This window comes from Pseudoxanthomonas sp. GW835-FHT14C01, from assembly GCF_058793715.1.
This window is the reverse complement of sequence record NZ_JBXAGB010000001.1, coordinates 17,833-40,244: the sequence shown is the minus strand read 5'-3', so window position 1 is coordinate 40,244 and position 22,412 is coordinate 17,833. Positions and strand designations below refer to the sequence as shown.

Below are 22,412 nucleotides of genomic sequence, written 5' to 3'. Positions count from 1 at the left end.
TGTTCAACCGCCATCGACGAGGTAAGCTCCGGCGCATCAACCGGTATAGGAATCCGCTACCGATGGCCGTCTCGGTCGATCTGATCGATGCATTGAAGCGTTGCCTGCGCGCGCAGAACCTGACTTACCGCGAACTCGCTGCCCGCATCCGCATGAGCGAGGCGGCGGTGAAGCGCATGTTCTCGCGCCGCGCCATGAGCCTGCAGCGGCTCGAACAGATCTGCGACGTGCTTGATGTGGGCCTGGCCGAACTCAGCGCCGAAGCCTCGCGCGGACGCAAGGCGATGGCGCAGTTGAGCGAGGCGCAGGAACAGGCGCTCGTCGACGATCCGCGATTGCTGATGGCGCTGTTCCTCACCCTCAACCGTTGGCGGCAGGACGATGTGATGGGCCACTTCGGCTTCACGCCCGCGCAGTGGACGGGATTGCTGGTGAAGCTGGACCGGCTGGAGATCATCGAGCTGATGCCTGGCAACCGCGGGCGCGCGCTGACCGCGCGCAACTTCCGCTGGCGCGCCGACGGACCGATGGAGCGCTATTTCCGCCACACCTTGCTGACCGACTACTTCGCCGATCCGTTCGACGGCGAGCAGGATGCACTGCTGCTGCTCAGCGGCAGCCTGAGCATCGACGGGGTGAAGCAGCTGCGGCAGCGGCTGGAAGAAGTGGCGCGCGAGTTCGACGCGCTGCTCGCCCGCGACGCCACGCTGCCCGCGGAAGACCGCGTGGGCGTCAGCCTGGTGCTGGCGCAGAAGCCCTGGCTGCTGCAGCTGTTCAATCCGTACCGGCGTTCGCGCGAGGGGTGAGCGCCACGGGCGCGATCGAGCGCCGACGCCCGAAGGCCGGGCCCGGAACCGCAGTGATGGGGTTCCGGGCTCCATCGATCGCGCGTCGAGCGCCATCTCGCTGGCCCTGACCGCTTCATCGATGGGTTCTGGCGCCCGAATGCGGGCTTCCGGCGCGCGATCGATAGGCGTCGGGGCCCGGTCGATGGCACGGCCGGGGCCATCGATGGGGCTCCAAAAACCATCGACGGGAGCGCAGGGCTTCAGCCTTGGCATTCCGAGGTCGATCGTCCGCCGTCCGCGCACGATGGCGGGGTTTCCGAGCCCGGGAGGCGGCCTGTCGGAGGTCATCGCCGGCTATCCGGAAGCCATCCGCCGGTCGATGAGGCCGATCGTTGGGCCGTTTTGCCCCGGCCGGTCGCCTGTCCTCCCCCTCACCGGATTCCGGGATGCCCTGCTGACCTCTGGCCCCCCCGTCGCCGCCTTGACCTGACCGCCCGCCGACCGCGGCCGCGTTCTCCTCGTCTGAAGGACAGGACATTGGTATCATTTTGGTCTCACTTTTCGAGGGCGGGGCATGAACGCAGCGGTCGATGTTTTCAAACGCAACGAATTTCCGGGCAGTTCGCTGGACGCGTTGAATGCCTGGGTTGCGGAGGTCGCCGCGCTCACCCAACCCGACCGCATCCACTGGTGCGACGGCAGCGATGCCGAGAACGCGGTGCTGACCAGGCAGATGCTGGCCGACGGCACCCTGCTGCCGCTGAACCCGGAAACCCACCCGCACAGCTGGCTGCACCGCTCCAGCCCGAGCGACGTGGCGCGGGTGGAGCATCTGACCTTCGTCTGCACCCCGCAGCAGGAAGACGCCGGCCCCAACAACCACTGGATGGCCCCGGCGGAGGCGCACGCGAAGATGGACGCGCTGTTCGCCGGCTGCATGCGCGGGCGCACGCTGTATGTCATTCCCTACTGCATGGGTCCGATCGATTCGCCGCTGTCGCGCTGCGGCGTGGAGATCACCGATTCGCCGTACGTGGTGGCGAACATGCGCATCATGACCCGCATGGGTGCGCCGGCCCTGGCGCGCATCGAGCGCGAAGGGACGTTCGTGAAGGGCCTGCACTCGACCGGCGAGCTGGATCCGGACCGCCGCTTCATCATGCATTTCCCCGACGAGCTGACCATCCAGAGCTTCGGCTCCGGCTACGGCGGCAACGCGCTGCTGGGCAAGAAGTGCCACGCGCTGCGCATCGCCTCGCACCAGGCGCGCAGCGAAGGCTGGCTGGCCGAGCACATGCTGATCGTCGGCATCGAGAACCCGCAGGGCGAGACGCACTACATCGCCGCCGCGTTCCCGTCGGCCTGCGGCAAGACCAACCTGGCGATGCTGATTCCGCCGGAAGGCTATCGCCAGGCCGGGTGGAAGGTGTGGACCGTCGGTGACGACATCTGCTGGATGCGCCCTGGCGCCGACGACCGCCTGTACGCGATCAATCCGGAAGCCGGCTTCTTCGGCGTGGCGCCCGGCACCTCGGACAACTCCAATCCGAACGCGCTGGCCACGATCAGCCACCACACCATCTTCACCAACGTCGCCGTCACCGACGAGCAGGAGCCGTGGTGGGAAGGCCTGGATTCGCGCACGCCGTCGCTGGACTGGCAGGGCCGCAAGTACGACCCGGCCAACGGCCCGGCCGCGCATCCCAACTCGCGCTTCAGCGTGGCGGCGCGGCAGTGCCCCAGCTACTCGGCCAAGGCCGAGGACCCGCAGGGCGTGCCGATTTCCGCCATTGTCTTCGGTGGCCGTCGCGCCTCGCTGGTGCCATTGGTGTTCGAAGCGCGCGACTGGACGCACGGCGTGCTGGTCGGCGCGGCGATGGGGTCGGAAACCACCGCCGCCGCCACCGGCGCGGTCGGTGTGATGCGCCGCGATCCGATGGCGATGAAGCCGTTCTGCGGCTACAACTTCGCCGACTACTTCGCGCACTGGCTGTCGTTCGATGGCGCCAATGCCAAGCTGCCGAAAATCTTCCACGTGAACTGGTTCCGCAAGGGCGGCGACGGCAAATTCCTGTGGCCCGGTTTCGGCGAGAACCTGCGCGTGCTGGAGTGGATGATCCGCCGCGTTGAGGGCACCGCCGACGCGGTGGAGACACCGATCGGCCACCTGCCGCGCGCCGAGGACCTCAACCTGGACGGCGTGGCCCTGAGCGACGAAGCGCACGACCTGCTGTTCGGGTTCGATCGCGCCGGCTGGCAGGCCGAGTTCGCCAGCATCGGCGACTACCTGCAGGAATTCGGCGCCCGCACCCCGCAGGCGCTGAAGGACGAACAGCAGCGCATCGCCGCCCGCCTGGCACCCTGATTCCCCGCCTCGCGCACCTTTCCTGCGCAAGCCCCGCCGCCTCCACCCCGGAGGTCGCGGGGCTTTTTCTTGGGAGGCAACAGGGGATGAAGGCTTCAAGCCCCTCTCCCGCAGAGAGAGGGGCTTTGTCCGCGCGCGATCCGGGAGGCCCGCTTCAAAAAACGCCGCCGTCGTTCTAAACCTTCGCCCACCCGCCCGCATCCTAGTCAGTATGCTGAATGCCGTGATCGACCCTTTCGCCGACTGCCTCACCCCCGAGGACGCCACCGCCCAGGACACCGTCCTGGCGCGCTCGGCGGCCACGGGGGACATGCGGGCCTTCGAGGCACTGTACCGGCGCCATGCCGGCCGCATCCATGGCGTCATCCAGCGACTGGTGGGCCAGCACGGCGTACGGGCGGAGGACCTGACGCAGGAAGCATTCGTACGAGCCTGGCAGGCACTGCCGGCGTTCCGCTTCGAGAGCGCCTTTGGCACCTGGCTGCACCGGCTGGCAGTGAACACCGCGCTGATGGAGCTGCGCAGCCGCCGTAGCGGCCCACGCTTCGACGACGACGAGGATGCGCTGGACGGAATGGGTCTGGCCGACAGCGCGGGGCAGGGCACGGCGCTGTCGATGGATCTGGAGCGCGCCGTCGCCACGCTGCCGCCCCGCGCCCGCGCCGTGCTGGTGCTGTACGACGTCGAAGGCTGGAAGCATGAAGAGATCGCCGCCGAACTGGGCATGGCGGTCGGCAGTTCGAAAGCCCAGTTGCACCGCGCGCGGCACCTGCTGCGCGAGCGTCTAGGAGCACACGCATGACCCCCCACGATCCCTCCCCGTTGTCCGACGACGCGCTGCGCTGGCAGTTGCGCGGCCTGCGCCAGGACGCGCCGCCCTCGCGCGACCTGTGGCCCGACATTGCCGCCAGGCTCGCCGCAGCCCCGCAGAGGCCCGCTGCGCAGGCGTCGCGCCGCCGCCGGGTGGCCCCGTTCGCCCTGGCGGCTTCCGTCCTGCTGGCCGTCACGATGACCTGGCAGCTGCAGCGTGCGCCCGATGGCGATGCGCTGATCCAGCGCGAAGCCGCGGCGATGACGCGCGACTACACCGGTGCGCTGGCGCAGATGGATGCGCAGGCCAAGGCTTCGCCCGACTACGCGCCGGCGCTGCATGCGCTGGACCAGAGCGCGGCCGAGATCCGCCACGCCATCGCCACCGATCCCCAGGCGCGCTTCCTGCTGGAACAGCTGCGCCGCACCTACGCCCGACGCCTGGCCTTGACCCAGCGCGCGGTCATGACCTGAGGAGTTTCCCCATGCGTACCTATTCCTTCTCCCTGCTGTTGGCCACCGCACTGCTGGCGCCGTCGGCCCTGGCGCAGACCGCCATCGACGAGACGAGACCGCTCGATGCGCGCGGCCGTGTCGACATCAGCAACGTCAAGGGTCGCATCGACGTACGTGGCTGGGAACGCAGCGAGGTGCAGGTGACCGGTACGCTCGGCCAAGGCGTCGAGCGCCTCGCCATCGATGGCTCCGGCAGCCAGGTGAGCATCGAGGTGCGCTATCCCAAGAGCGGTGGCTGGGGCGGCGACCGGACCGGACCGACCAACCTGGTGGTGATGGTGCCGGTGCGTGCGGACCTCGACATCGAATCCGTCGCCGCCGACGTGCACGTCACCGGAGTGGCACCCAGCGAGCTGTCGATCAGCAGCGTCAGCGGCAGCGTCGTCGCGGCCGCCGCGCCGCGCAAGGCGGACGTGGAGACGGTCAGCGGCAACGCCAACCTGACGCTCAACAGTGAGGACGTCGACGTCAGCACGGTCAGCGGGTCCATCGTGCTGCGCGGCCGATTGAACGGCGACATCGATGCGGAGACCGTCTCCGGCCGCATCGAGGTCAACGTCAACGGCGAGCGCATCCGCGATCTCAGCGCCACCACCGTCAGCGGACGGGCCGAAGTGAGTACCGCCCTGGCCCCGGCCGGCGAGATCAGCATGGAATCGGTCAGCGGCAACCTGCTGCTGCGCCTGCCGAAGGATGTCTCCGCGCAGGTCAGCGGCGAGAGTTTCAGCGGCAGCCTCAAGGCCACCGGCGTGACCATCGAGAAGCGCCGCGGGCCCGGTTCCAGCTTCTCCACCACCTACGGCGGCGGCAGCGGCCGGGTGAGTCTGGAGACGTTCTCCGGCAGTGCGGAAGTGCGGGTGGAGTAAGCGCCTCGGCGACGCCGCGATGTCCCGTATCATCGGCGCGTTTCCGATGATCCCGACCGAGGCTACGCCGCATGACCAGCGCCGCATTCCATGTCCAGCAGGCGCGTCGCCATCTGGAAACCGGCAACGCCTCGCAGGCGCTGGCCGATGCGGAACAGGGACTGGCGGCGCACCCGCACGATGACGGTCTGCAACTGGTCGCCGCGCAGGGGTTGATGGCGCTGGGACGATTCGAGGCGGCGACGACGCGTCTGGAGGCGCTGACGTCCGCCTCGCCGGAGATCGGCGAGGCCTGGATGCGGTTGGGCGCCTGTCGCCTGCATCTGGGCGACATCTCTAAGGCGGTCGATGCGCTCGAACGCGGCATGGCGCTGGCGCCGGATTCGTTCATCGTCCGCCTCCAGGTGGCCGAAGCCTTGCAGGGGCTGGGCCGGACCGAGGAGGCCTTGGTCCACTTCTTCCGTGCGGTCAACACGGCGCAGGCGAAGGGACGCTGGCTCAACGACCAGACCACCGCGCCGGACCTGCGCGACCGCGTGCGGCAGGCCATGGCGATCATCGATGCCGGCCGGCATGCGCTGTTCTTCGATGCGATCGCGCCGCTGGTGCGGCAATACGGTGCCGATGAGCTGCAGCGCGTCGCGTACGCGTTGGAGGGTTATCTGGGACTGCGGCCCGCCGGCAGCCCCGATCCGCGCCAGAAGCCGACGTTCCTGCATATCCCCGACCTGCAGCCGGAGCCGTACTTCGATCGCGCGCTGTTTCCCTGGTACGCGGCGCTGGAGCAGTCCGCCGAGGCGATCCGCATGGAACTGCAGCGGGTGCTGTCGGCGCGCGAGGGCCTGCAGCCGTTCCTCGATTTCAGCGGCGGCGCCCGCAAGGGCGATTTCCTCGACAATCCGCGCGACCTGGATACGGCGGCATGGGATGCGTACTTCTTCTACCGCCACGGTGAGGTGTTCGCCGACCACCTGGCGGCATGCTCCGCAACGGCCGCCGCGCTCGCGCAGGTGCCGCTGACGCGCATCGACGGCCATGCGCCGGAGGTGCTGTTCTCGCTGCTCTCGCCCGGCACGGTGATCAAGCCGCACCATGGCGTGACCAACAGCCGCGTGGTCACGCACCTGCCGCTGATCGTGCCGCCGGACTGCGCACTGGAGGTGGGCGGCGTCGAGCACGCTTGGACGGAAGGCCGCTGCGTGACCTTCGACGACACCTTCCTGCATGCCGCGTGGAACCGCAGCGACCGGCTGCGCGTGGTGATGATCCTGGATACCTGGCATCCGCGCCTGCGCGAGGTGGAAGTGCAGGCGCTCAGGCGACTGGTGGAGACCATCGGCCACTTCAATACGCGGGCAGGCGCCGTCTGACGGCGCTACTCGTGCAGGTGGTCCGGTGTCCCCGGCTTGTCGAACAGCAGGTAGGTCGACAGGATGTACTTGTCGTTGGACACCGGCGGCGCGCCGATGTGCTGGAACATCCAGTAGGGCGGAAACATCAGCAGCCGGCCGGCGCGCGGGCGCACTTCGATGCCGAGATCGGTGAAGCGGGTGCCGCCGCCTTCCTGCACGTCGTTGAGGTACCACAGGAAGACCATGTAGCGGCCGGCCACTTCGTCGATCGAGTCGAAATGGGGCTGGAAGGTGTCGCCCGCGTTCGCCCGGTACTTCTTCATCGTCAGTCGGTCGATGCGGGGCCGCAGCGGGATCGGAAGGGTGAGCGAGAGATCGGCGTTGTAGCGGGCCAGGGCCTGCTCGATGCGCGTCATGAAGAAACCCACGAACGCCGGATCCGCAAGGCGTGTCAGGTTCATTTCCGTCCAGCGGCTCTCGTCGAGCGCGGGACGGTAGCCGCGTCCGTTGGGCACCTGGAACTGCGCGGATGCTTCGAAATTGTCGATCAACTGCTGGCAGAACGCGGCCGGCAGGGCGTCGTCGTAGGTGCGAATGCAGTCGGCGAGGGCGTTCATCGGCTTATCGCACCGTCAGGTCGTAGCCCCAGTGGTCGGCCACCGGCTGCAGGATCGGCAATGCCGGCGCCAACCAACGCGCATACGGCTGCCAGCGACCCACCGCGCGGCTGTTGACCGGCTCCACCACCTGTGAATAGCTGGGCGTACTGATGTAGCCCTTGCGCGCGGCGTGCTGGCTGAACTGCGCGAGGAAGTCGCGGTCGTCGATGCCGAGGAAAGCGCCGATGCGGTCGACCTGCGCGGGGAAGTCGCCGACGGTGTCCTCGTAGCGCAGCACCAGCGTGTCGGGCGACAGCAACGCCTGGTGATGGATCCAGAAGCGCATTGCGTTGACGTAGCTCTTCGCCAGCCGCTCCAGGCTGGAGCACAACACCATGAAGGCCGGCGACCGGAAATTCTGCATGTAGCAGCTCAGCAGCACGTCGCAGGGATGGCGCAGGGCCAGGATGATCTTCGCGTTGGGGAACAGCCGCAGGATCATCGGCAGGCGGAGCATGTTGAGCGGATTCTTGTCGACCAGTTGCTGGCCGGGCGTCAGGCTGATCACCTTCGCGACTTCGGCCCAGTACACCGCACGCAGATCGTCGGCCGCGCCCGCATCCAGTCGGTCCAGCCCATGCGGGTACTCGAAGCCGCGCTTCTCCATGTGCTCGATGCAGCGCTGCAGCGTGGCGCGCTCGTCCATCGAGGCGTAACCGGGGTGTGCGTCCAGCATCTGTTCCAGCATGGTGGTGCCGGAGCGCGGGAACCCGACGATGAAGACCGGCGAGGCCTTCTCGCCCGGCGCGCGGGGGTCGTGGCGGAAGCCGCATTCGTTCTCGGCGAGCCACTTGCTGGAGACCTTCAGCGGTTCGGCATCGGAGTGCGCGATTTCCGGGACGACGTCTTCCGCCAGCCTGAAGTGGATCGCGTGCGCCTTTTCGAGGTGCTCCATGGCGGTCTGCGGGTCCTTCAGCTTGTCGGCGATGCTCGCCAAGGTGAAGTGCGCATTGGCTTCGGCCTGCACATGGGGCCGCAGGGCGATGATTTCCGAGGCCGCACTGCGGGCGGCGTCGTAGTCCTTGCGGCGCATCGCCAGCGAGGATTCCAAGTGTAGCAGGTCGATCTTTTCCTGGCGGCCTGCGGTATCGAGTGCGGCGCGTGCGCGTACCAGCAACGCTTCCGCCTGTTCGATCCGGTTGGTTCGCTCGTTGAGCTGCGCGAGCCGGATGATGCCCGAAGCCGATTGCTGCATGCCGGGTGCGAGAAGCAGCGCTTCGGCTTCTTCGGTACGACCCACCTGCATCAGTGCCGTGGCAAGTTCTTCGCGCAGATGGGGTGGCAGGCCCTGCCATACGTTGGCATCGGGAATTAGTACGGCGGCGCGTTGCGCATCGCCGCATTCGAAACAGGCCAGCGAGGCGTAGATGCGCGCCTCGGGGACGTCGGGTTCCAGTTCCACGGCGTCGAGAAAGCGATGCCGCGCTTCGGCGATGCGGCCCATGTCCATCAACAGGAGGCCGTAGTCGACCAGAAAGCCGGTGTTGCGCGGTTCCAGCGCCAGCGCTCGCCGATAAGCGTCGTCCGACTCGCCGTACTCTCCGATCCGGCGAAGCACCAGGCCCAGATTTGCCCAGTGCGCCGAAACCCCGGGACGAGCCTGGGCCAGCTGCCGATAGACAGGCATGGCGTCTTGGTCGCGGCCAAGGTTCTGCAAGCTCATCGCCCACAGTGTTGCCAGGCTCTCGTCTCCCGGCTGGCGGGCCAACGCGAGCTGGCAGAACCGTGCGGTTTCCTGGAAACGGCCGCTCTGGAACAGCGCGATGGCCTGCTGGATCGTGGATGGATTCATCGTTCGATTCTAGCGTGGCAACAAAAAGGTCGCGCGGCGTGCGCCGCGCGACCTCGGGTACAGCGGTTACCGCATCCTGCTTAGAAGTTCATCGTGTAGCGTGCCCACAGGTAGCGGCCGACCGTATCGAAGGTCTGCACGTCCGTGTTGGCATTCAGCACGTTGTTCTGGAACAGGAGCTGTGGCTGCTTGTCGAACGCATTGTCCAGGCCCACTTCTACCTTCGAGTTGAACCACGGCAGCGAGTACGAAGCGCTGAAGCTGTGGATCAGGTAGTCGTCGAAACGCATCGAATAGCACTGCTCGGGACGCAGCAGCGTATTGCAACGCATGTCGACGCTGGTGCCCTGTGCCAGATCGTTGCTGCCGATGTCGAAACCGCTGACATAGCGAGCGCGCCAGCTCAGGCCCAGGTCACCCTTGCTCCAGTTGGCGAACACGCGGCCGCGGGTGCGAGCGTACATGCCGTACGACGGGTTGTAGGTGCCGGCGATGTGCTTGACAGCATCTTCTTCGCTGAGCGGGTTGGTGTCGTTGTCGTAGCGATCGATGTACGTGGCGTCCAGACCGAAACCCCAGCTGCCCCACGCAGTGTCGGGCAGGCGATAGCGGATGGCCAAGTCGTAGCCCTGCGTATCCAGACGGCCCAAGTTGACGATCGGTTCGCGGATGAAGTCCACCTGGCCATCGGGGCGACGGTTGATGAATTCGCAGAACGGGTGGCTGTCATCTGCGTAGCAGGTGTCGACCACGGTCTGCGCGTCGGCGCGGGTGATCGTGTCGTTCAAATACAGGCGCCAGTAGTCCAGGCTGACCGACAGGCCAGGCGCGAACTGCGGGTCATACACGACGCCCCACGAGAACGACTTGCCCGCCTCCGGCTTCAGGTCGAAGCCGGCAGCGACGGCGCCGGACCACACGCCGTTTGACTGGCTGGTGGGTGCCGACGCGATACCCGTGGTGGGAATGCTGGTTGCACCTGCACCTGCACCACACGCATTCTCATGATTGCGTGGCGCGCCGGTGGCACCGTAGCCGGTGCACTTGTCGTTGAGCTGCGGCGCATTGCCCTGCGGGCCGTCGTACAGGTTGCCGATGGTCGGCGCACGGAAGACTTCCGCCACCGTGCCGCGGAACAGCAGGTTCTCGATCGGACGCCATTCCACCTGCAGCTTGCTGTTGGTGGTGTCGCCGAAGGTCGAGTAGTCGGAGTAGCGGCTACCCAGCGTCACCGACAGCAGGTGCGCGAACGGCAGGTCGGCCAGGATCGGCACGTATAGTTCGCCGTAGACTTCCGTTACGTCGTACTTGCCGCCGACCGGAGACGAGCAGGCTTCCTGCGAGATCATGCAGCGGCCAGCTTCATCGGCGATCGCGATGTAGTCGACTTCGCTGCGCTGATACTCTTCACGCCACGCGCCGCCGAACGCAAGCTGCACGGCACCGGCCGGCAGACTGAACAGTTCGCCCGAGGCGTTGGCCTCGAAGCTGCGGGTCTGGTACATGGTCGAGTAGACCGGACGCGCTTCGGCGGCCTGCATCGTGGCAACCGACTGCGGGTCGAAGATGTTGAAGATGTTCAGCGGCGTGCAACCGGCGATGATCGCGCCCGGCGCACCGCATTTCACCACGCCATCGGTGTCCATGAAGGACGGGCCGAGCGCGTCGCCGAGGCTGGCGTAGTCCACGTAGCCGTAGCTGGTGTTTTCGCTGAAGTAATGGCCGTAGTTGAACGCGGCGTCCCACTTCCAGCTTTCGCCCACGAAACCTTCCAGGCCCGCGACGACCTGCGAGGTGGTGGTGTCGTAGTACGAGCGGCGCTGGCCCAGCGACGTCCAGCGGGTGAGGAACAAGTTCTGGCTACCGTCGGCGGCCGGACCGAAGTTCTGATCGAACGGGTTGTAGAAGTTGTCGGCCGAGATCACCACGCCATCCGAGCCCGAGTCGAAGGGCAGGGCGGCAATGGCGAAGTTCGACGAGGTCTTGTTGTGGTAGACCTCGGCGAACGCGTTGAGGTTGTCGGTGATCTGGTAGTTCGCCAGGAAGAACGCATTGGTGCGCTCCTGCGGCGTCATGATCAGGTTGGTCGACTGGTAGTTGTACGAGTCACGCGCGCTGCTGTAGCAACGATAGTCACCTTGCGACTGACCACTGGCGCCCGGCGTCAGTGTGACCGAACCGCAACCATACTGGGCGATAAGCGGACTGCCTTCCGGGAAGAAGATGCGGCCGTTCGGATTACGACTGGAGCCAAACACGGTGACGTAGCCGGAGTACAGGTACGTGGCGTCCTTGGAGAAGTCGCGGTCGGCGGACGAGATGCCGTCGAACTTGTTGTAGCTCAGGCCGGCGATGATGTTGCCCTTGTCACCCACTTGACCGAAGGTGAGCGAACCGCCGCTGCGCTGGCCGTCCTGGTGGCTCGGGGTGATGCCGAAGTCGACCGAAGCGGTCATGCCGTCGAAGTCGCGACGCAGGATGAAGTTGACCACGCCAGCGACGGCGTCGGAACCGTACACGGCGGAGGCGCCGCTGGTCAGGATTTCAATACGCTCCACGGCCGCGGCCGGGATCGAGTTGACGTCGCTGTTGACGACACGGCGGCCGTTCACCAGCAGCAGGGTGCGGGCTGACCCCAGGCCACGCAGGTCGATGGTGGACGCGCCGTCACCGCCGCCGTTGTTGACCTGCGGATTGGTCGGAGCGCCCGACATGGACGGCATTTCCTGGAGCAGATCGCCCAGGGTCAGCTTGCCGGTCTGTTCGATGGCGGCGCGGTCGAGCACGACGACGGGGCTGGCGGTTTCGGTTTCGACGCGGGCCACGCGGGAGCCGGTCACCTGGATCGCATCCAGGGTCTTGGCGCCTTCGTTGGACTCCTGCGCGAACGCGAAGCCGGTGCCGGCGGCGCTGGTCGCACCCACTGCCAGGGCAAAGCCGATGGCTTCGCGCAGCTTGGTGGTCTTGTGGTTCATTCTCTCTCCGGATGACGTTGTTTAAGCCCTAGGGGAACCCTGCTGGCCGCCAAGCAGCGGCGACCAAATAGCGGGGGTGCCCCGATCATAGTCGGGCCAAAGAGAGAATTAAAGAGTCGTTAAGTGCTTTTTGGAGGGGCGAAAAAGGCCAATTGACGCCAGTTCGAATTCACGTAGGTGATGCTGGCGTGAAATCGTCCGGTGGCGGCCATGTCATGCAGGGATGACGTCGAAGGCAAGACTGATGCGTGTGGCCGGTCCACTGTAGGGAACGGTGTGGTGGAAGAAGTACGAAGGGAAAAGCAGTACGTCGCCATCGCGGGGACGGTGTCGTGCGCTGCGGGGTGCCGCGATCAGGGTGAACTCGGGCTGCGGATGTCCGAACACGATGTCCCCTGCGCCCTTTTCCCTGGGCTGGCCTGCTTCTAGATAGAAAACGCCGCTCATCCAGCCTGAGGGATGGATGTGCGGTGTCTGGTGACCGCCGTCTTGGAGAACCGTGGCCCACATCTGCAGGCGCCAGCGGGAAGGTACGGAGCGTGCCCAGGGATGGTGGGTAAGCGCAGGCTGTGCCGCCAGCGTTGCCATGTGCCGCCTAACCTGCCGGGACATCGCCTCGCCGATCACGTGGAAGGGCGACCCTGCCGCGAGGTCCAGCATGACGCTCTGCTGCCCATGGACCGTCGAGCGGCCTGCGGGCTCCCAGTTGAGTTCCGGGTGCGTGATTACCGCGTCCCGTAGTGCCTGACGATCATGGGACAGGAGGACCGAAGTGGCCGTGTGCAGCAGCCGCTCAAAGTCCATCAATGCATCTACCTCATGGTCGCGGCCGAGCTCGTTGGCCGCGATGTAAAGGCCGGCCAGTGCTGTCTGGTCTCGTGCGGCAAGACCGAGTGCGCGGGTGAACCGTTGATGGGCGGCCTCGGGCTGACCGCCCCGCAGCAGGCACAGGGCATGATTGGTGAGGAAGTCGGGTGCGCTCGCGCTCGTCGGTTCCAGCCGTGCATAAAGCTGCAGTGCGGACTGAACATCACCCGCGCCGTCGTAGGCGCTGGCCAGCGCGCGCAGGATTTCCGGCCGCCCGGGCGCACGCTGTTCCGCGGCGCGAAGCGCATCGACGGCGTCCTGCGCGTCGCCCGTGCGCAGCAACAGGATGCCCATGTTGACCCAGGCATCCACCATGTCCGGCTGCAGTCGGGTGGCCTGGCGGAAATCCTCCAAGGCATCGCCGAGCCGGTGCAGGCGGACGCGCGCCAGCGCACGCTGGAACCGGGCGGGCGCGAAGTCCGGACATGCGTCGAGGAAGCGATTGAAATCCACCTCGGCGAGGCCGGATTCGTCCATGGACATCAGCACCAGGCCGCGCTGGAAGAACCAGTCGTCGTGCTCCGGCACGCGCGCGATCGCCGCATCAAGTACGCCACGCGCCGCCGCGAAGTCTCCCCTCTGGAAGTACACGCCGGCCAGTTCGCTGACGACGGGCGCACCCTGATTGAGGCAAAGGCGATAGAGCCGGACCGCGTCGACGACTCGACCTAGCTGCAATGCGGCGCGTGCCGAGGCCACTAACTCCGCAATGGACGTGTGTTCGTTTGTCATGGTGGAGACTTCGATAGGGGCATGCCGGCAAGTCGATCTCGCGGTCAGGCAGTGGCGTACTTTTCCCGCAACATGCGCTCGCAGATCTGCTCAAGGTCTGCCGTTACGCGCCGGGTATCGGAAAAGGCTCCCCGCTCCATGAGGGCCATGACGCGTTGGCGCAGCGCGTGGAGTTCAGCGGGATGATTGGCGAGCGATGCCGCACGCCGTATGTAGTCGTCGGTATCCATGGCCACCAGCTCGTCCATGCCTAGCGCCCGGTTCACGCTCACGCCAAGGCGCGAAGGGGGGGTATCGCCGGCACGGCAGAGCACGGGCAATCCGCTGCCGATCGCATCGAGCGTGGTAGCGCCCCCCTGATAGCGGAATGCGTCCAGCAGGAGGTCGCAACTCGCTGCACGGTCGGCCTGGTCTACGGGGTCCAGTGCGTCGACCACCATCAGCCGCGATCCTTCGCCTCCCAGTTCACGCCAGTGCCGGAGGAAGCCTGCGCGGGCGCTCAGTGGTAGATACACCATCAGGAGGGCGTCGGGTGCCAAAGCGAGGATCCTGATCCACGCAGAAACCAGAGCTAAGTCCAGCTTGTAACTGTTGTTGAAACTGGCTAATACGGCGAACCCTTCCGCCGGCAGACCGAAGCGTGTGCGCTGCCGGCGCCCGCCTGTTATTGGCGAAGGCGGGAACAGGCTCTGCGGAAGGCGGACGATGCGATCGCCGTAGGGCCACGCGCTGTCAAGGGGTTGCACATGTTCGTCGAGCAGGATGGCATCCAGCCAAGGCGCCTGCTGGGCGTGCAGGAAGCCGAGCCAGCCCAGTTGCAGAATCGCAGGCCGTGCCGCCAGGACTTCCAGGCGAGCGCCTGTCGTAGGGCCGTTAAGATCGACCAGGACATGGATGCCGTCTCGCCGGATGCGTTCGACGATGTCCGCTGTACCGAGGGACGTGCAGTCCACGAAGACGTCGCAACTCCCGCGGATCCGGTTGGCGACGGCGTCGTCGTGCCGCCGGAGCGCATAGGCGAAAACCTCGAACCGTTCGCGGTCGTGAGAGCGGAACACATCCGCCACCAACTGGCCGACCGCATGCCTGCCGAAGTCGGCGGACAGGTAGCCGATTCGGATCCGTTGTCCCACCGAAATCATCGCTGACTGGGTGGACAGCGCAGGTGTCGGCGCGCGCGCGATAGCGGCTTCCATGTACCGATCCAAGGCCTGGCGGACCAGTGATGCTTTGAGCGGGAGGTAGGTGAGCGGAAACGCCTCGAGGACCTCTCCCGCCGGGAGGCCGCGTGCAGTCGCGCGACGGAGTTTTTCGAGCGTCGCATATTCGGCAGAAAATTCGCACAGGCGCGCTTCGGTCTGCGCCAGCCGTAGCAGGACGTCGGCGCGATCCGGGAACATGCTGCTCGCCTGCTGGTAGCTGCTGCGCGCGAGCTCGAGATCGCCCGCCTGCTCCGCGCACATGCCGACGTTGTAGATCTCGCCCGGCTGTTCGGCCGACGCCATCCTGTAGGCATGGATGGCCTCTTGCCAACGTTGCTGGTGGTGCAGGCTCTCGCCGAGGAAGTGCCAAGCTTCTCCGAATCGAGGTGCGAGCGACAGCGCGCGCCGCAGGCTCGCTTCGGCATTCGTGTAAAGCCCCGCGCTGACTTCGATGCTTCCCTTCAGCATCCATGCCGTGGCGTCATGGGGCAGGCGCGCCGTGGCTTCCTCAGCCACCTGCATGGCCTCTTCGGTTCCGCCGCCCGTCCTCAGGCATACGGTGAGCGCGAGGAGCACCTGCGTGTCGTCGGGCAGTTTCCGTCTTACTTCACGCAGCAGAGTAGCGGCATCCTGCATGCGGACCATCTGCATCAGCAGGACGGCATGGTCGAACATCAGCGAGGCATCGCCGGGCGCAGCAGCGAGCGCGCGCTCGTAGTGGACAGCGGCGGTGGCGAGATCGCCGGCGGCGTGCGTACGGCGCGCTTGTTCGGCATCCGTCATGGCGATACGACGAGCGTCCAGCCCATGCGGCTGCCTGCGTCCTGGTCCAGAGGGGCGAGCTTAGACGAGGCATAACCTGCAGCAACGCTTTGCCCGTGCAGGTGTTCGAGCTCGGCCAGATCCATGATGGCAGCGGACAGATGCTGCAGCCGGATGCGCTCCGCCTCCAGGTCGTCGCGCGCGCTCGCCAGATACTGCAAAGCGTGTGCGGGTGCGTGCTGCGCCTGTTCGAGCGTGGCATGCAGATAATGGAACGACTTGCGCAGGATGGCGGCTTCCGGGAGCGCGACGGCCCCTGCGACGAGTCGTGCTGATGCCTGCTGGAACCTTTGTTGGATTGTATCGGTTGGGGGCGTCGTGCCGGCAAGGTCTGATACCCATGCGTGCGCGAGGTCGAGAATATGGGTCTCGTCGAACAGCAGGTCGCATGCCTCGAGCTGCTGGCGCGCCGTGAGGGAGATCAGCGAGTCGGCGCTGTGCAGGAGGAAGGCAGCCTTGCCGGCAGGGCCGATGACGCGAAACAGTTCGCGCAGCGTAGCGTCGCGAGGGCGCGAGTACTCAAAGGCATACTGCGACGTCACCAGTGCGACGCTGCCTGGGGCGAAGGGAAGTTTGTCCATGCGTGTCCGGGGATGGAACGCGATTCCTTCGAACGAGGTCGCCGCAGGTGCCCAACGGGGAGGGTCGATGTCCGCCGCGTCCACGCCGTGGATCTCGAAGCCGATGTTCCGTTTCGCCGCATGCTGCTTCGCGAGCAGGGCCAGCGCACCATTGCCGGTGCCGATGTCCACCACGCGCTGCCGCGCGCCGAGTTCTTCGAAGCGCGCATGCCAGAATGCCGCGATCTTGCCGTCGTAGTTGCCATCAATCGCGGTCGAGCAGGAGTGCAGCACGCCGGCACGCCATAGCCTGCTCCAAGCATCGCCACCGTCGGGCACTCGCTCCGTGGACATGGGGTGCTCGGTGCTCACGGCCGAGGCACGTTCTTCCAGCGACACCAAGCGTTCAATGCGACGACAATCCTCGGCCGCGTGCCGGTGTAGGAAAAGACCTCGTGCAGCAGATAAGAGGGGAACGCGATCATCTGGCCCGGCTTGTGGATCAGTTGCCAAGGGCCGATGCGGTAGGGCGACTGCATGCGCTCGGTGGACGGGTCGCGATACATGTCGCAGCCCGTACGCGGATCATGGAACCGTACGGCACCGCTTTCGGGAGAGGACGCATCGCCGGGGTCGACGCAATAGATCGCAGACCAGCTGGCGTTGGGATGGTTGTGCAGACTCTGGAAGCCGCCGTTCCGCGTGACATGGAACCAGGAGTGCATGTCCAGTTCGATGTTTGTCATCTCGGTATCCGAGTATTGGCTCATCCCCTGGATAAAGGTCAGCAACGAGGCCCGCAGGAATCCGAACAACTCCAGGAGGACGGGATCGGTGCGCTGATGAAGGAAGAAGTTGCTTTCGAAGATGCCGTACTGCGTGTCACGGCGTATCGGGTCTCGATGCGTATCGCCTTGGCTTTCGAGGCGCAGGAACAGCGAGGAAAGCTCGGCATTGAGGCGGGACGCGTCGCCGATCTGGCTTTGCAGCATCGGCACCGCATAGAGCGGGAAGACCTGCGCCTGGACCTCGTTGCCGCTCATGCCTTGGATTCCCGGATTGGTGCTGGATGCATGATGCCATGCTGTCCCGATGGCGCAACGCAACAGTCGGAAAGCACGATGCCCCCGTGAGGGGGCATCGTGTGAACCAGGTTCGCCTGGTTCAAGTGCTCGCAGATGCTTCCAAGATCAGAAGTTCTGCTCGTAGCGCATGTACATCATGCGACCGTACATGTTGTACAGGGTGTTGCTGTAGAACGGGAAGCCGAACAGCGCGTTGTTGATCGGTGCATCCTTGTTCGTCACGTTGCGCGCGCCCAGGCTGACCTTTGCCTTCCACGGCAGGCTCACGCCGGCCTGAACGTCGAACGTGGTCCACGACGGCAGCGTGGTGGCGGCCGTACCGTTCGAGCTAGAACCGATGTAGTTGGTGATCACGCCGAAGTTATAGATGCCACCCGACCAGTTGAGCGCCAGCTGACCACGATCTTCCGGGAACGTCGCCGTGCCCGAGCGCTCAATGGTGCCAGCGGCGATCGGGGTGAAGTCGTACTCCAGCTGATGCGACCAGGACAGCTTGGTGTTGAACGTACCGAGGCCGTCGGTCTGCAGGCGCCAGTTGGCTTCGAAGTCCAGGCCCCGCGCGGTCTGCAGCGCACCGTTGTCGGTGGGCAGCAGGATCAGGTTGGGTGCGCCCGGCAGGACGGTGCCATTCGGTGCCGTGATCGGGGTGCCGCGGGTGACGCCATAGCCTGGCACACCGGCATCGCCGTTACGGAAGGCGAGGGCGCGCGGCACGGTTCCGATCACGTTCTCGAGCTCGACGTCGTAGTAGTCCAGCGCGAACGACAAGTCGGCCGACGGGCTCCACACCACGCCTGCGCCCCAGTTGGTGGACTCTTCCGGAGTCAGGTTGGGGTTCGACGAGACCAACCAGGTGTACTGACCCGACGAGGTGCATGGGTTAACCGGGTACGGCTGATAAGCCTGGTTGCCGATCGCCGTGCGGACCGCCGTCAACGCAGCGCAGGCCAGTTCGTCGCCACCGGCGTGGGCCGGGGTGAGCGTGTTGACCGGCGGGCTGTTCAGATTGGTGCTCGAGCTGTCGCCGTACATGTCGACCAAGGTCGGAGCGCGGAAACCCTTACCCCAGGTGCCGCGGAACAGCAGCGAGTCGAGCGGGCGGAACTCCAGCGAAACGCGCGGGGAGAACTTGCTGCCGAGGTCGTTGTAGCTGTCGTAGCGGCCTGCCAGGGTCACGTCCAGGCTTTCCAGAATCGGGACCAGGGTTTCGAAGTAGGCCGCGTAGTACGAGCGCTCGCCCTGACCGCCGGCGCCCGCCGAGCCGAACACGTTGCGTGCGGCACTCTGGGCGTCGTAGATCTGGGTGAAGCGGTCGTCGCGGTATTCGAAGCCGGTGACGAAGCCGACAGCGCCGGCCGGCAGCTCGAACAGGTCGAAGCTGATGTGGCCGTCACCCGTCACCGAACGCATCTGCGACTCAACGAAGACGGTGTGGCCGATACGGCCCGCATTCGCTGCCACGCTCGGGTGGTTCGGGTTGAACGGGTTGAACGAACCGGAGTCGATCAGCTGCTGCAGCGTGCTGCCGATACCGTAGTTGTAGTTGACGCTGTTCTGCGAGTTGATGCCATGGCCGAGGCTGACTTCCCAGTCGGCGCCGCCGAACCAGTCGTTGCTGCCGTTCAGGCCGACCATGTACTCGCGCTGCTTGTCCTGGCGGATCGAGTCGCGCGTACCCAGCGGGGTGAAGCGGTAGTAGATCGTGCCGGCTTCGCCAAAGGGGTTGAACGGGTTGGTCGCCGAGATGGTCGGCAGCACGCCGACGCCACGGCCTGCGTTGTCCACGGGCGCCGAGGCATAAACGCCGAGGCTGCGGGTTTCCGAGTTCAACGCACGGAAGAAGAACTGCGTGGATTCGGTCAGGTTGTAGTTGCCGTTGACGAACAGGGCGTTGCGGCGCAGCGACGATTCATTGGCCGAGGTCGCGCCGTGGTCGAACGAGCAGCGGGTCGGGCTGATGCGGATGCTGTTCTCGAACGTGTCGCAGTTGGCGACGCTCTGCAGGCCAGCGCTACCCAGGAAGGTGGCCGACGAGTTGTAGGTGCTCAGGCCAGCGGTCCACAGTGCCGGCGGGATTTTGCTGCGGATGTCGCGGTTGTACATCATGTCGCGTTCCTGGTGGTCCAGGACGAACGTGATGTTGCCGCGGTCGGACGAGATGCCGCCCGAGACGCTCAGGGTGTTGCCGTCGGGGCCAGCATCGGACGAGGTCTCGTAGCTGGCGGTGACATTCAAGCCCTCATAATCCTTGCGCAGGATGATGTTGACCACACCGCCGATCGCGTCGGAACCGTACACGGCACCGGCGCCTTCGCGCAGGATCTCGATGCGCTCGACCGCGGAGGTCGGGATCATGTTGATGTTGGCCGCGCCGCCGGACAGGGCACCCGAATTGGTCATGCGGCGACCGTCGATCAGGACCAGCGTGTAGGCCGAACCCAGGCCGCGCAGATTGATGGTGGCCTGCGAACCCGTCGCGGAGCCGGACGATTCACGCGTGGAGCCGAACGAGTTGTAGACGTTGTTGCGCAGGAAGTCGGAGACCGACAGTTCGCCTGCCGCTTCGATGTCAGCACGGGTGATCGTGGTGATCGGGGCCGCGGTCTCGATGTCGGTGCGCTTGATGCGCGAGCCGGTCACCTCGATGCGGTTCAGCGTGGTGGTGCTTGCGTCGCCGCTGGACTCTTGGGCAAAAGCGACGCCCATGCCGGAGGCCGATACCGTACCCACCGCGAGCGCGAACGAGATCGCCTCACGGAGCTTCGTGGTTTTGCAGTTCATTCTCTCTCTCTCCCATTAAGGGGCTATCCCAAGGTGTCCCTCGTGGCGGTCAAAAAGGGCGACCACGAAACGAGGGGGTGACCGGATACTAGTCGGGTTTTAACAAGAATTAAACCCGCGTGAAGATAGAACAGGGAGAGACGTAGGTCTGGTTACGTAATTGTGACGTTCCGCACACCTGCGGCCGGGCTTGCCGGAAGTGGTGGGCAAAGAAAGGAATTCGAGGGCAAAGCGCACGCAAGACGCCGCGCTGCGAGGCAGCGCGGGTGCATTACCAGGAGGTAGAAAGCTAGAGGTCCTGCTCGTACCGCACGTAAGGCACTGTGCCTTCGTCGGCGTTTTCGTTCGTGAGCGAGAAGGGGTTCTTGCCGCGGGTGACGACGTTCTCCGCCCCGACGGTGAGCTGTCCGCTCCACGGGGTGCGCCAGGTCAGGCCGAGTCCCAGGCCCTCGAATTTGCCGGGCTGGCCGGGCACGTCGATGACGCGCCCGATGATGTTGGCGCTGAAGGGGCCATAGCCGCCGCCCACGGTCAGGCTTCGGCTGTTCCAGCGGTCGGCCAGGGCGGGCAGGTCGGAGGCGGGCACCAGGGTGGCCTTGGCCACGGCGCCGCCGATCGACACGAAACCCTCGCGCCCTATGTTCTTCTGGCCGAATACGGTCAAATCGTTCTGTTCGACGCGGCCGGTGCCACGCCCCGAAGACAGCCAGGCGGGAAGCGTGTCGCGGCCGGTGCCGGCGGAGAGCCCGAGCTTGCCGCCGGGGCGGCTCAGTACCGCCGATGCGCTGACACGCTGGCTGGTGGTCGCATCGTCGTCGTCGCCCAGGGTCGCCAGCATGCAATGGCTGGCCAGGTTGCCGATGTTGCCGACCACGCCGGCCTTGCGGTTGCAGACGAGGCCCAGTTCATCGCCGCTTTCCAGCCCGAAGGCCGTGGTCAGCGAATTACGGCCCAGACGCCAGCGGGCGCCGGCTTCGGCTTGGCCGGTGGGTTCCAGAAGCAGCACCGCCTCGACCTTGCCGTCGTTGTTCCAGATCGGCAGGGCGGTGGATTGGGGGTTGGGGGCGGGCTTGCGCGTGGCCTTCTGCGCATGCGCGTCCGTCGCCACGCCGGAGGCGAGCAACAGGGCAAGCGACAGTGACAGGCTACGCAGATTCATGGCTCGCTTCAGACTCCTGGGTCTACCCGGAGTTCCCCTCCCGAAGGGGAACCGATGCTATGCCGTTTATGATTCTTTAACAAGTCCCCGGGCGGCCAACCGACCGCCGGATTACTGCAGGCGGCTGGGCGCGTCCACATCGACCCGCGGCTGGCTGAAAAGTTCCGCGATCTGCAGGGGCGAAAACCGGTACTCCTGCCCACAGAACTCGCAACGGACTTCGGCCACCCCGTCGGCCAGCGCGGCCGTCGCCTCTTCCTCCCCCAACGACTGCAGCATGCTCTCGACCCGCTCGCGCGAACAAGAGCAGCCGAAGCGAATTGGGCGCTGGGTCAGGATTTGCGGTGATTCCTCGTGGAACAGGCGGTGCAGCAGGTCCAGGACGGGGGTCGCCAGCAGTTCCACTTCGCCCAGGGTGTCGAACAGGGCGCCGACCCGGTTCCAGCCGTCCTCGTCGCCCTCGTCGCCGGGCAGCTTCTGCAGCATCAGGCCACAGGCCCGCTCCCCGTCCGCCGAGAGCAGCAGACGCGTGGGCAACTGCTCCGACTGGCGGAAATAGTCTTCGAACGCTTCCGCCAGGCGGCTGGCCTGCAGGCCGACCAGACTCTGGTAGCGCTGCGGTTCGCGCGGGTCCAACCCCGGATTTTCGATGGTGATGGCGAGCAGCGCGTCGTCGCCCAGATCCCGCAGGTCGCGGGGCGCGTCCTGGTCCGGGGTGACCTGCGCGATGCCGCGCACGGTGCCCGCCGCGGTGCATTCGGCGAACACGCCGCGCAGGCTGCCCTGGCTGCGCAGTTGGATCGACAGGCGGCCATCGACCTTGGTGTGGCCGGTGAACAGCACCGCCGCCGCGATGGCCTCGCCCAGCAGTTCGCGTGCGGCGACCGGGTAGTCGGCGCGGCCGGCGACTGTTCTCCATGTCGCGTCCAGCCGCACGGCGACGCCGCGGACGCCGGCGGCGGGAAGCAGGAAGCGGGTCAGGGCGTCGGTAGCGCTGTCGGCGGTCATGGGAATCCGTGGTAGGCATGCGTGGCAGGCGGGCGTCTCGGCATAATGCCGACCACACATGCCGAAGGGGAAA

General features: G+C 66.0%; 16 protein-coding genes. 6 read left to right on the top strand and 10 right to left on the bottom strand.

What is annotated here, in order from left to right; genetic code table 11:
* Positions 1–62: 62 nt before the first annotated feature.
* The 6 genes from AC1Q5B_RS00160 (at position 63) to AC1Q5B_RS00135 (ending at position 6,715) form a co-directional block, all read left to right on the top strand.
* Positions 63–806 carry a helix-turn-helix domain-containing protein gene (locus tag AC1Q5B_RS00160; RefSeq protein ID WP_492629737.1) on the top strand — a complete coding sequence of 248 codons (744 nt, stop codon included), beginning with the start codon at positions 63–65 and terminating at the stop codon, positions 804–806.
* A 556-nt stretch (positions 807–1,362) separates the two neighbouring features.
* Entirely contained in the window at positions 1,363–3,153 is a 1,791-nt protein-coding gene (locus AC1Q5B_RS00155; RefSeq protein ID WP_492629736.1) for a phosphoenolpyruvate carboxykinase (GTP), read from the top strand.
* Positions 3,154–3,463: 310 nt separating this feature from the next.
* Positions 3,464–3,955 (top strand): RNA polymerase sigma factor, encoded by a 492-nt coding sequence (locus AC1Q5B_RS00150; protein WP_492630917.1) that lies wholly within the window; start codon positions 3,464–3,466, stop codon positions 3,953–3,955.
* Entirely contained in the window at positions 3,952–4,437 is a 486-nt protein-coding gene (locus tag AC1Q5B_RS00145; protein ID WP_492629735.1) for a hypothetical protein, read from the top strand. The genes AC1Q5B_RS00150 and AC1Q5B_RS00145 overlap by 4 nt, the downstream gene beginning before the upstream one ends.
* 11 nt (positions 4,438–4,448) lie before the next feature.
* A complete protein-coding gene (locus tag AC1Q5B_RS00140; RefSeq protein WP_492629734.1) occupies positions 4,449–5,345 on the top strand; it encodes a DUF4097 family beta strand repeat-containing protein in 897 nt (298 codons plus the stop codon).
* A gap of 71 nt (positions 5,346–5,416) precedes the next feature.
* Positions 5,417–6,715: an aspartyl/asparaginyl beta-hydroxylase domain-containing protein gene (locus AC1Q5B_RS00135; protein ID WP_492629733.1), complete on the top strand. Its 1,299-nt coding sequence runs from the start codon at positions 5,417–5,419 to the stop codon at positions 6,713–6,715.
* Between the two features lie 5 nt (positions 6,716–6,720).
* Here the strand turns inward: AC1Q5B_RS00135 and AC1Q5B_RS00130 are convergent, their stop codons facing one another.
* The 10 genes from AC1Q5B_RS00130 to hslO form a co-directional block, all read right to left on the bottom strand.
* Positions 6,721–7,314 carry a 2OG-Fe(II) oxygenase gene (locus AC1Q5B_RS00130; protein ID WP_492629732.1) on the bottom strand — a complete coding sequence of 198 codons (594 nt, stop codon included), beginning with the start codon at positions 7,312–7,314 and terminating at the stop codon, positions 6,721–6,723.
* A gap of 4 nt (positions 7,315–7,318) precedes the next feature.
* On the bottom strand, positions 7,319–9,148 hold the full coding sequence (locus AC1Q5B_RS00125) for a tetratricopeptide repeat-containing sulfotransferase family protein (RefSeq protein ID WP_492629731.1): 1,830 nt from the start codon (positions 9,146–9,148) through the stop codon (positions 7,319–7,321).
* 80 nt (positions 9,149–9,228) lie between these two features.
* Positions 9,229–12,123 (bottom strand): TonB-dependent receptor domain-containing protein, encoded by a 2,895-nt coding sequence (locus AC1Q5B_RS00120; protein WP_492629730.1) that lies wholly within the window; start codon positions 12,121–12,123, stop codon positions 9,229–9,231.
* A 213-nt stretch (positions 12,124–12,336) separates the two neighbouring features.
* The gene (locus tag AC1Q5B_RS00115) at positions 12,337–13,722 is read right to left on the bottom strand and encodes a putative 2OG-Fe(II) oxygenase (RefSeq protein ID WP_492629729.1); all 1,386 of its coding nucleotides are present in this window, start codon (positions 13,720–13,722) and stop codon (positions 12,337–12,339) included.
* A gap of 44 nt (positions 13,723–13,766) precedes the next feature.
* The gene (locus AC1Q5B_RS00110; protein ID WP_492629728.1) at positions 13,767–15,707 is read right to left on the bottom strand and encodes an O-linked N-acetylglucosamine transferase, SPINDLY family protein; all 1,941 of its coding nucleotides are present in this window, start codon (positions 15,705–15,707) and stop codon (positions 13,767–13,769) included.
* Positions 15,704–16,705: a class I SAM-dependent methyltransferase gene (locus AC1Q5B_RS00105; protein ID WP_492629727.1), complete on the bottom strand. Its 1,002-nt coding sequence runs from the start codon at positions 16,703–16,705 to the stop codon at positions 15,704–15,706. The genes AC1Q5B_RS00110 and AC1Q5B_RS00105 overlap by 4 nt, the downstream gene beginning before the upstream one ends.
* Positions 16,675–17,349, bottom strand: coding sequence for a putative 2OG-Fe(II) oxygenase (locus AC1Q5B_RS00100; protein WP_492629726.1), 675 nt, complete (start codon positions 17,347–17,349; stop codon positions 16,675–16,677). Before AC1Q5B_RS00100 ends, AC1Q5B_RS00105 begins: the two co-directional genes overlap by 31 nt.
* A 147-nt stretch (positions 17,350–17,496) precedes the next feature.
* Complete coding sequence (locus AC1Q5B_RS00095; protein WP_492629725.1) at positions 17,497–20,172, bottom strand: TonB-dependent receptor plug domain-containing protein; 2,676 nt, start codon at positions 20,170–20,172, stop codon at positions 17,497–17,499.
* Positions 20,173–20,461: 289 nt separating this feature from the next.
* Positions 20,462–21,295, bottom strand: coding sequence for an XOO1806 family protein (locus tag AC1Q5B_RS00090; RefSeq protein WP_492630916.1), 834 nt, complete (start codon positions 21,293–21,295; stop codon positions 20,462–20,464).
* 147 nt (positions 21,296–21,442) lie between these two features.
* Positions 21,443–22,339: an Hsp33 family molecular chaperone HslO gene (gene hslO, locus AC1Q5B_RS00085; protein WP_492629724.1), complete on the bottom strand. Its 897-nt coding sequence runs from the start codon at positions 22,337–22,339 to the stop codon at positions 21,443–21,445.
* Between the last annotated feature and the right edge of the window lie 73 nt (positions 22,340–22,412).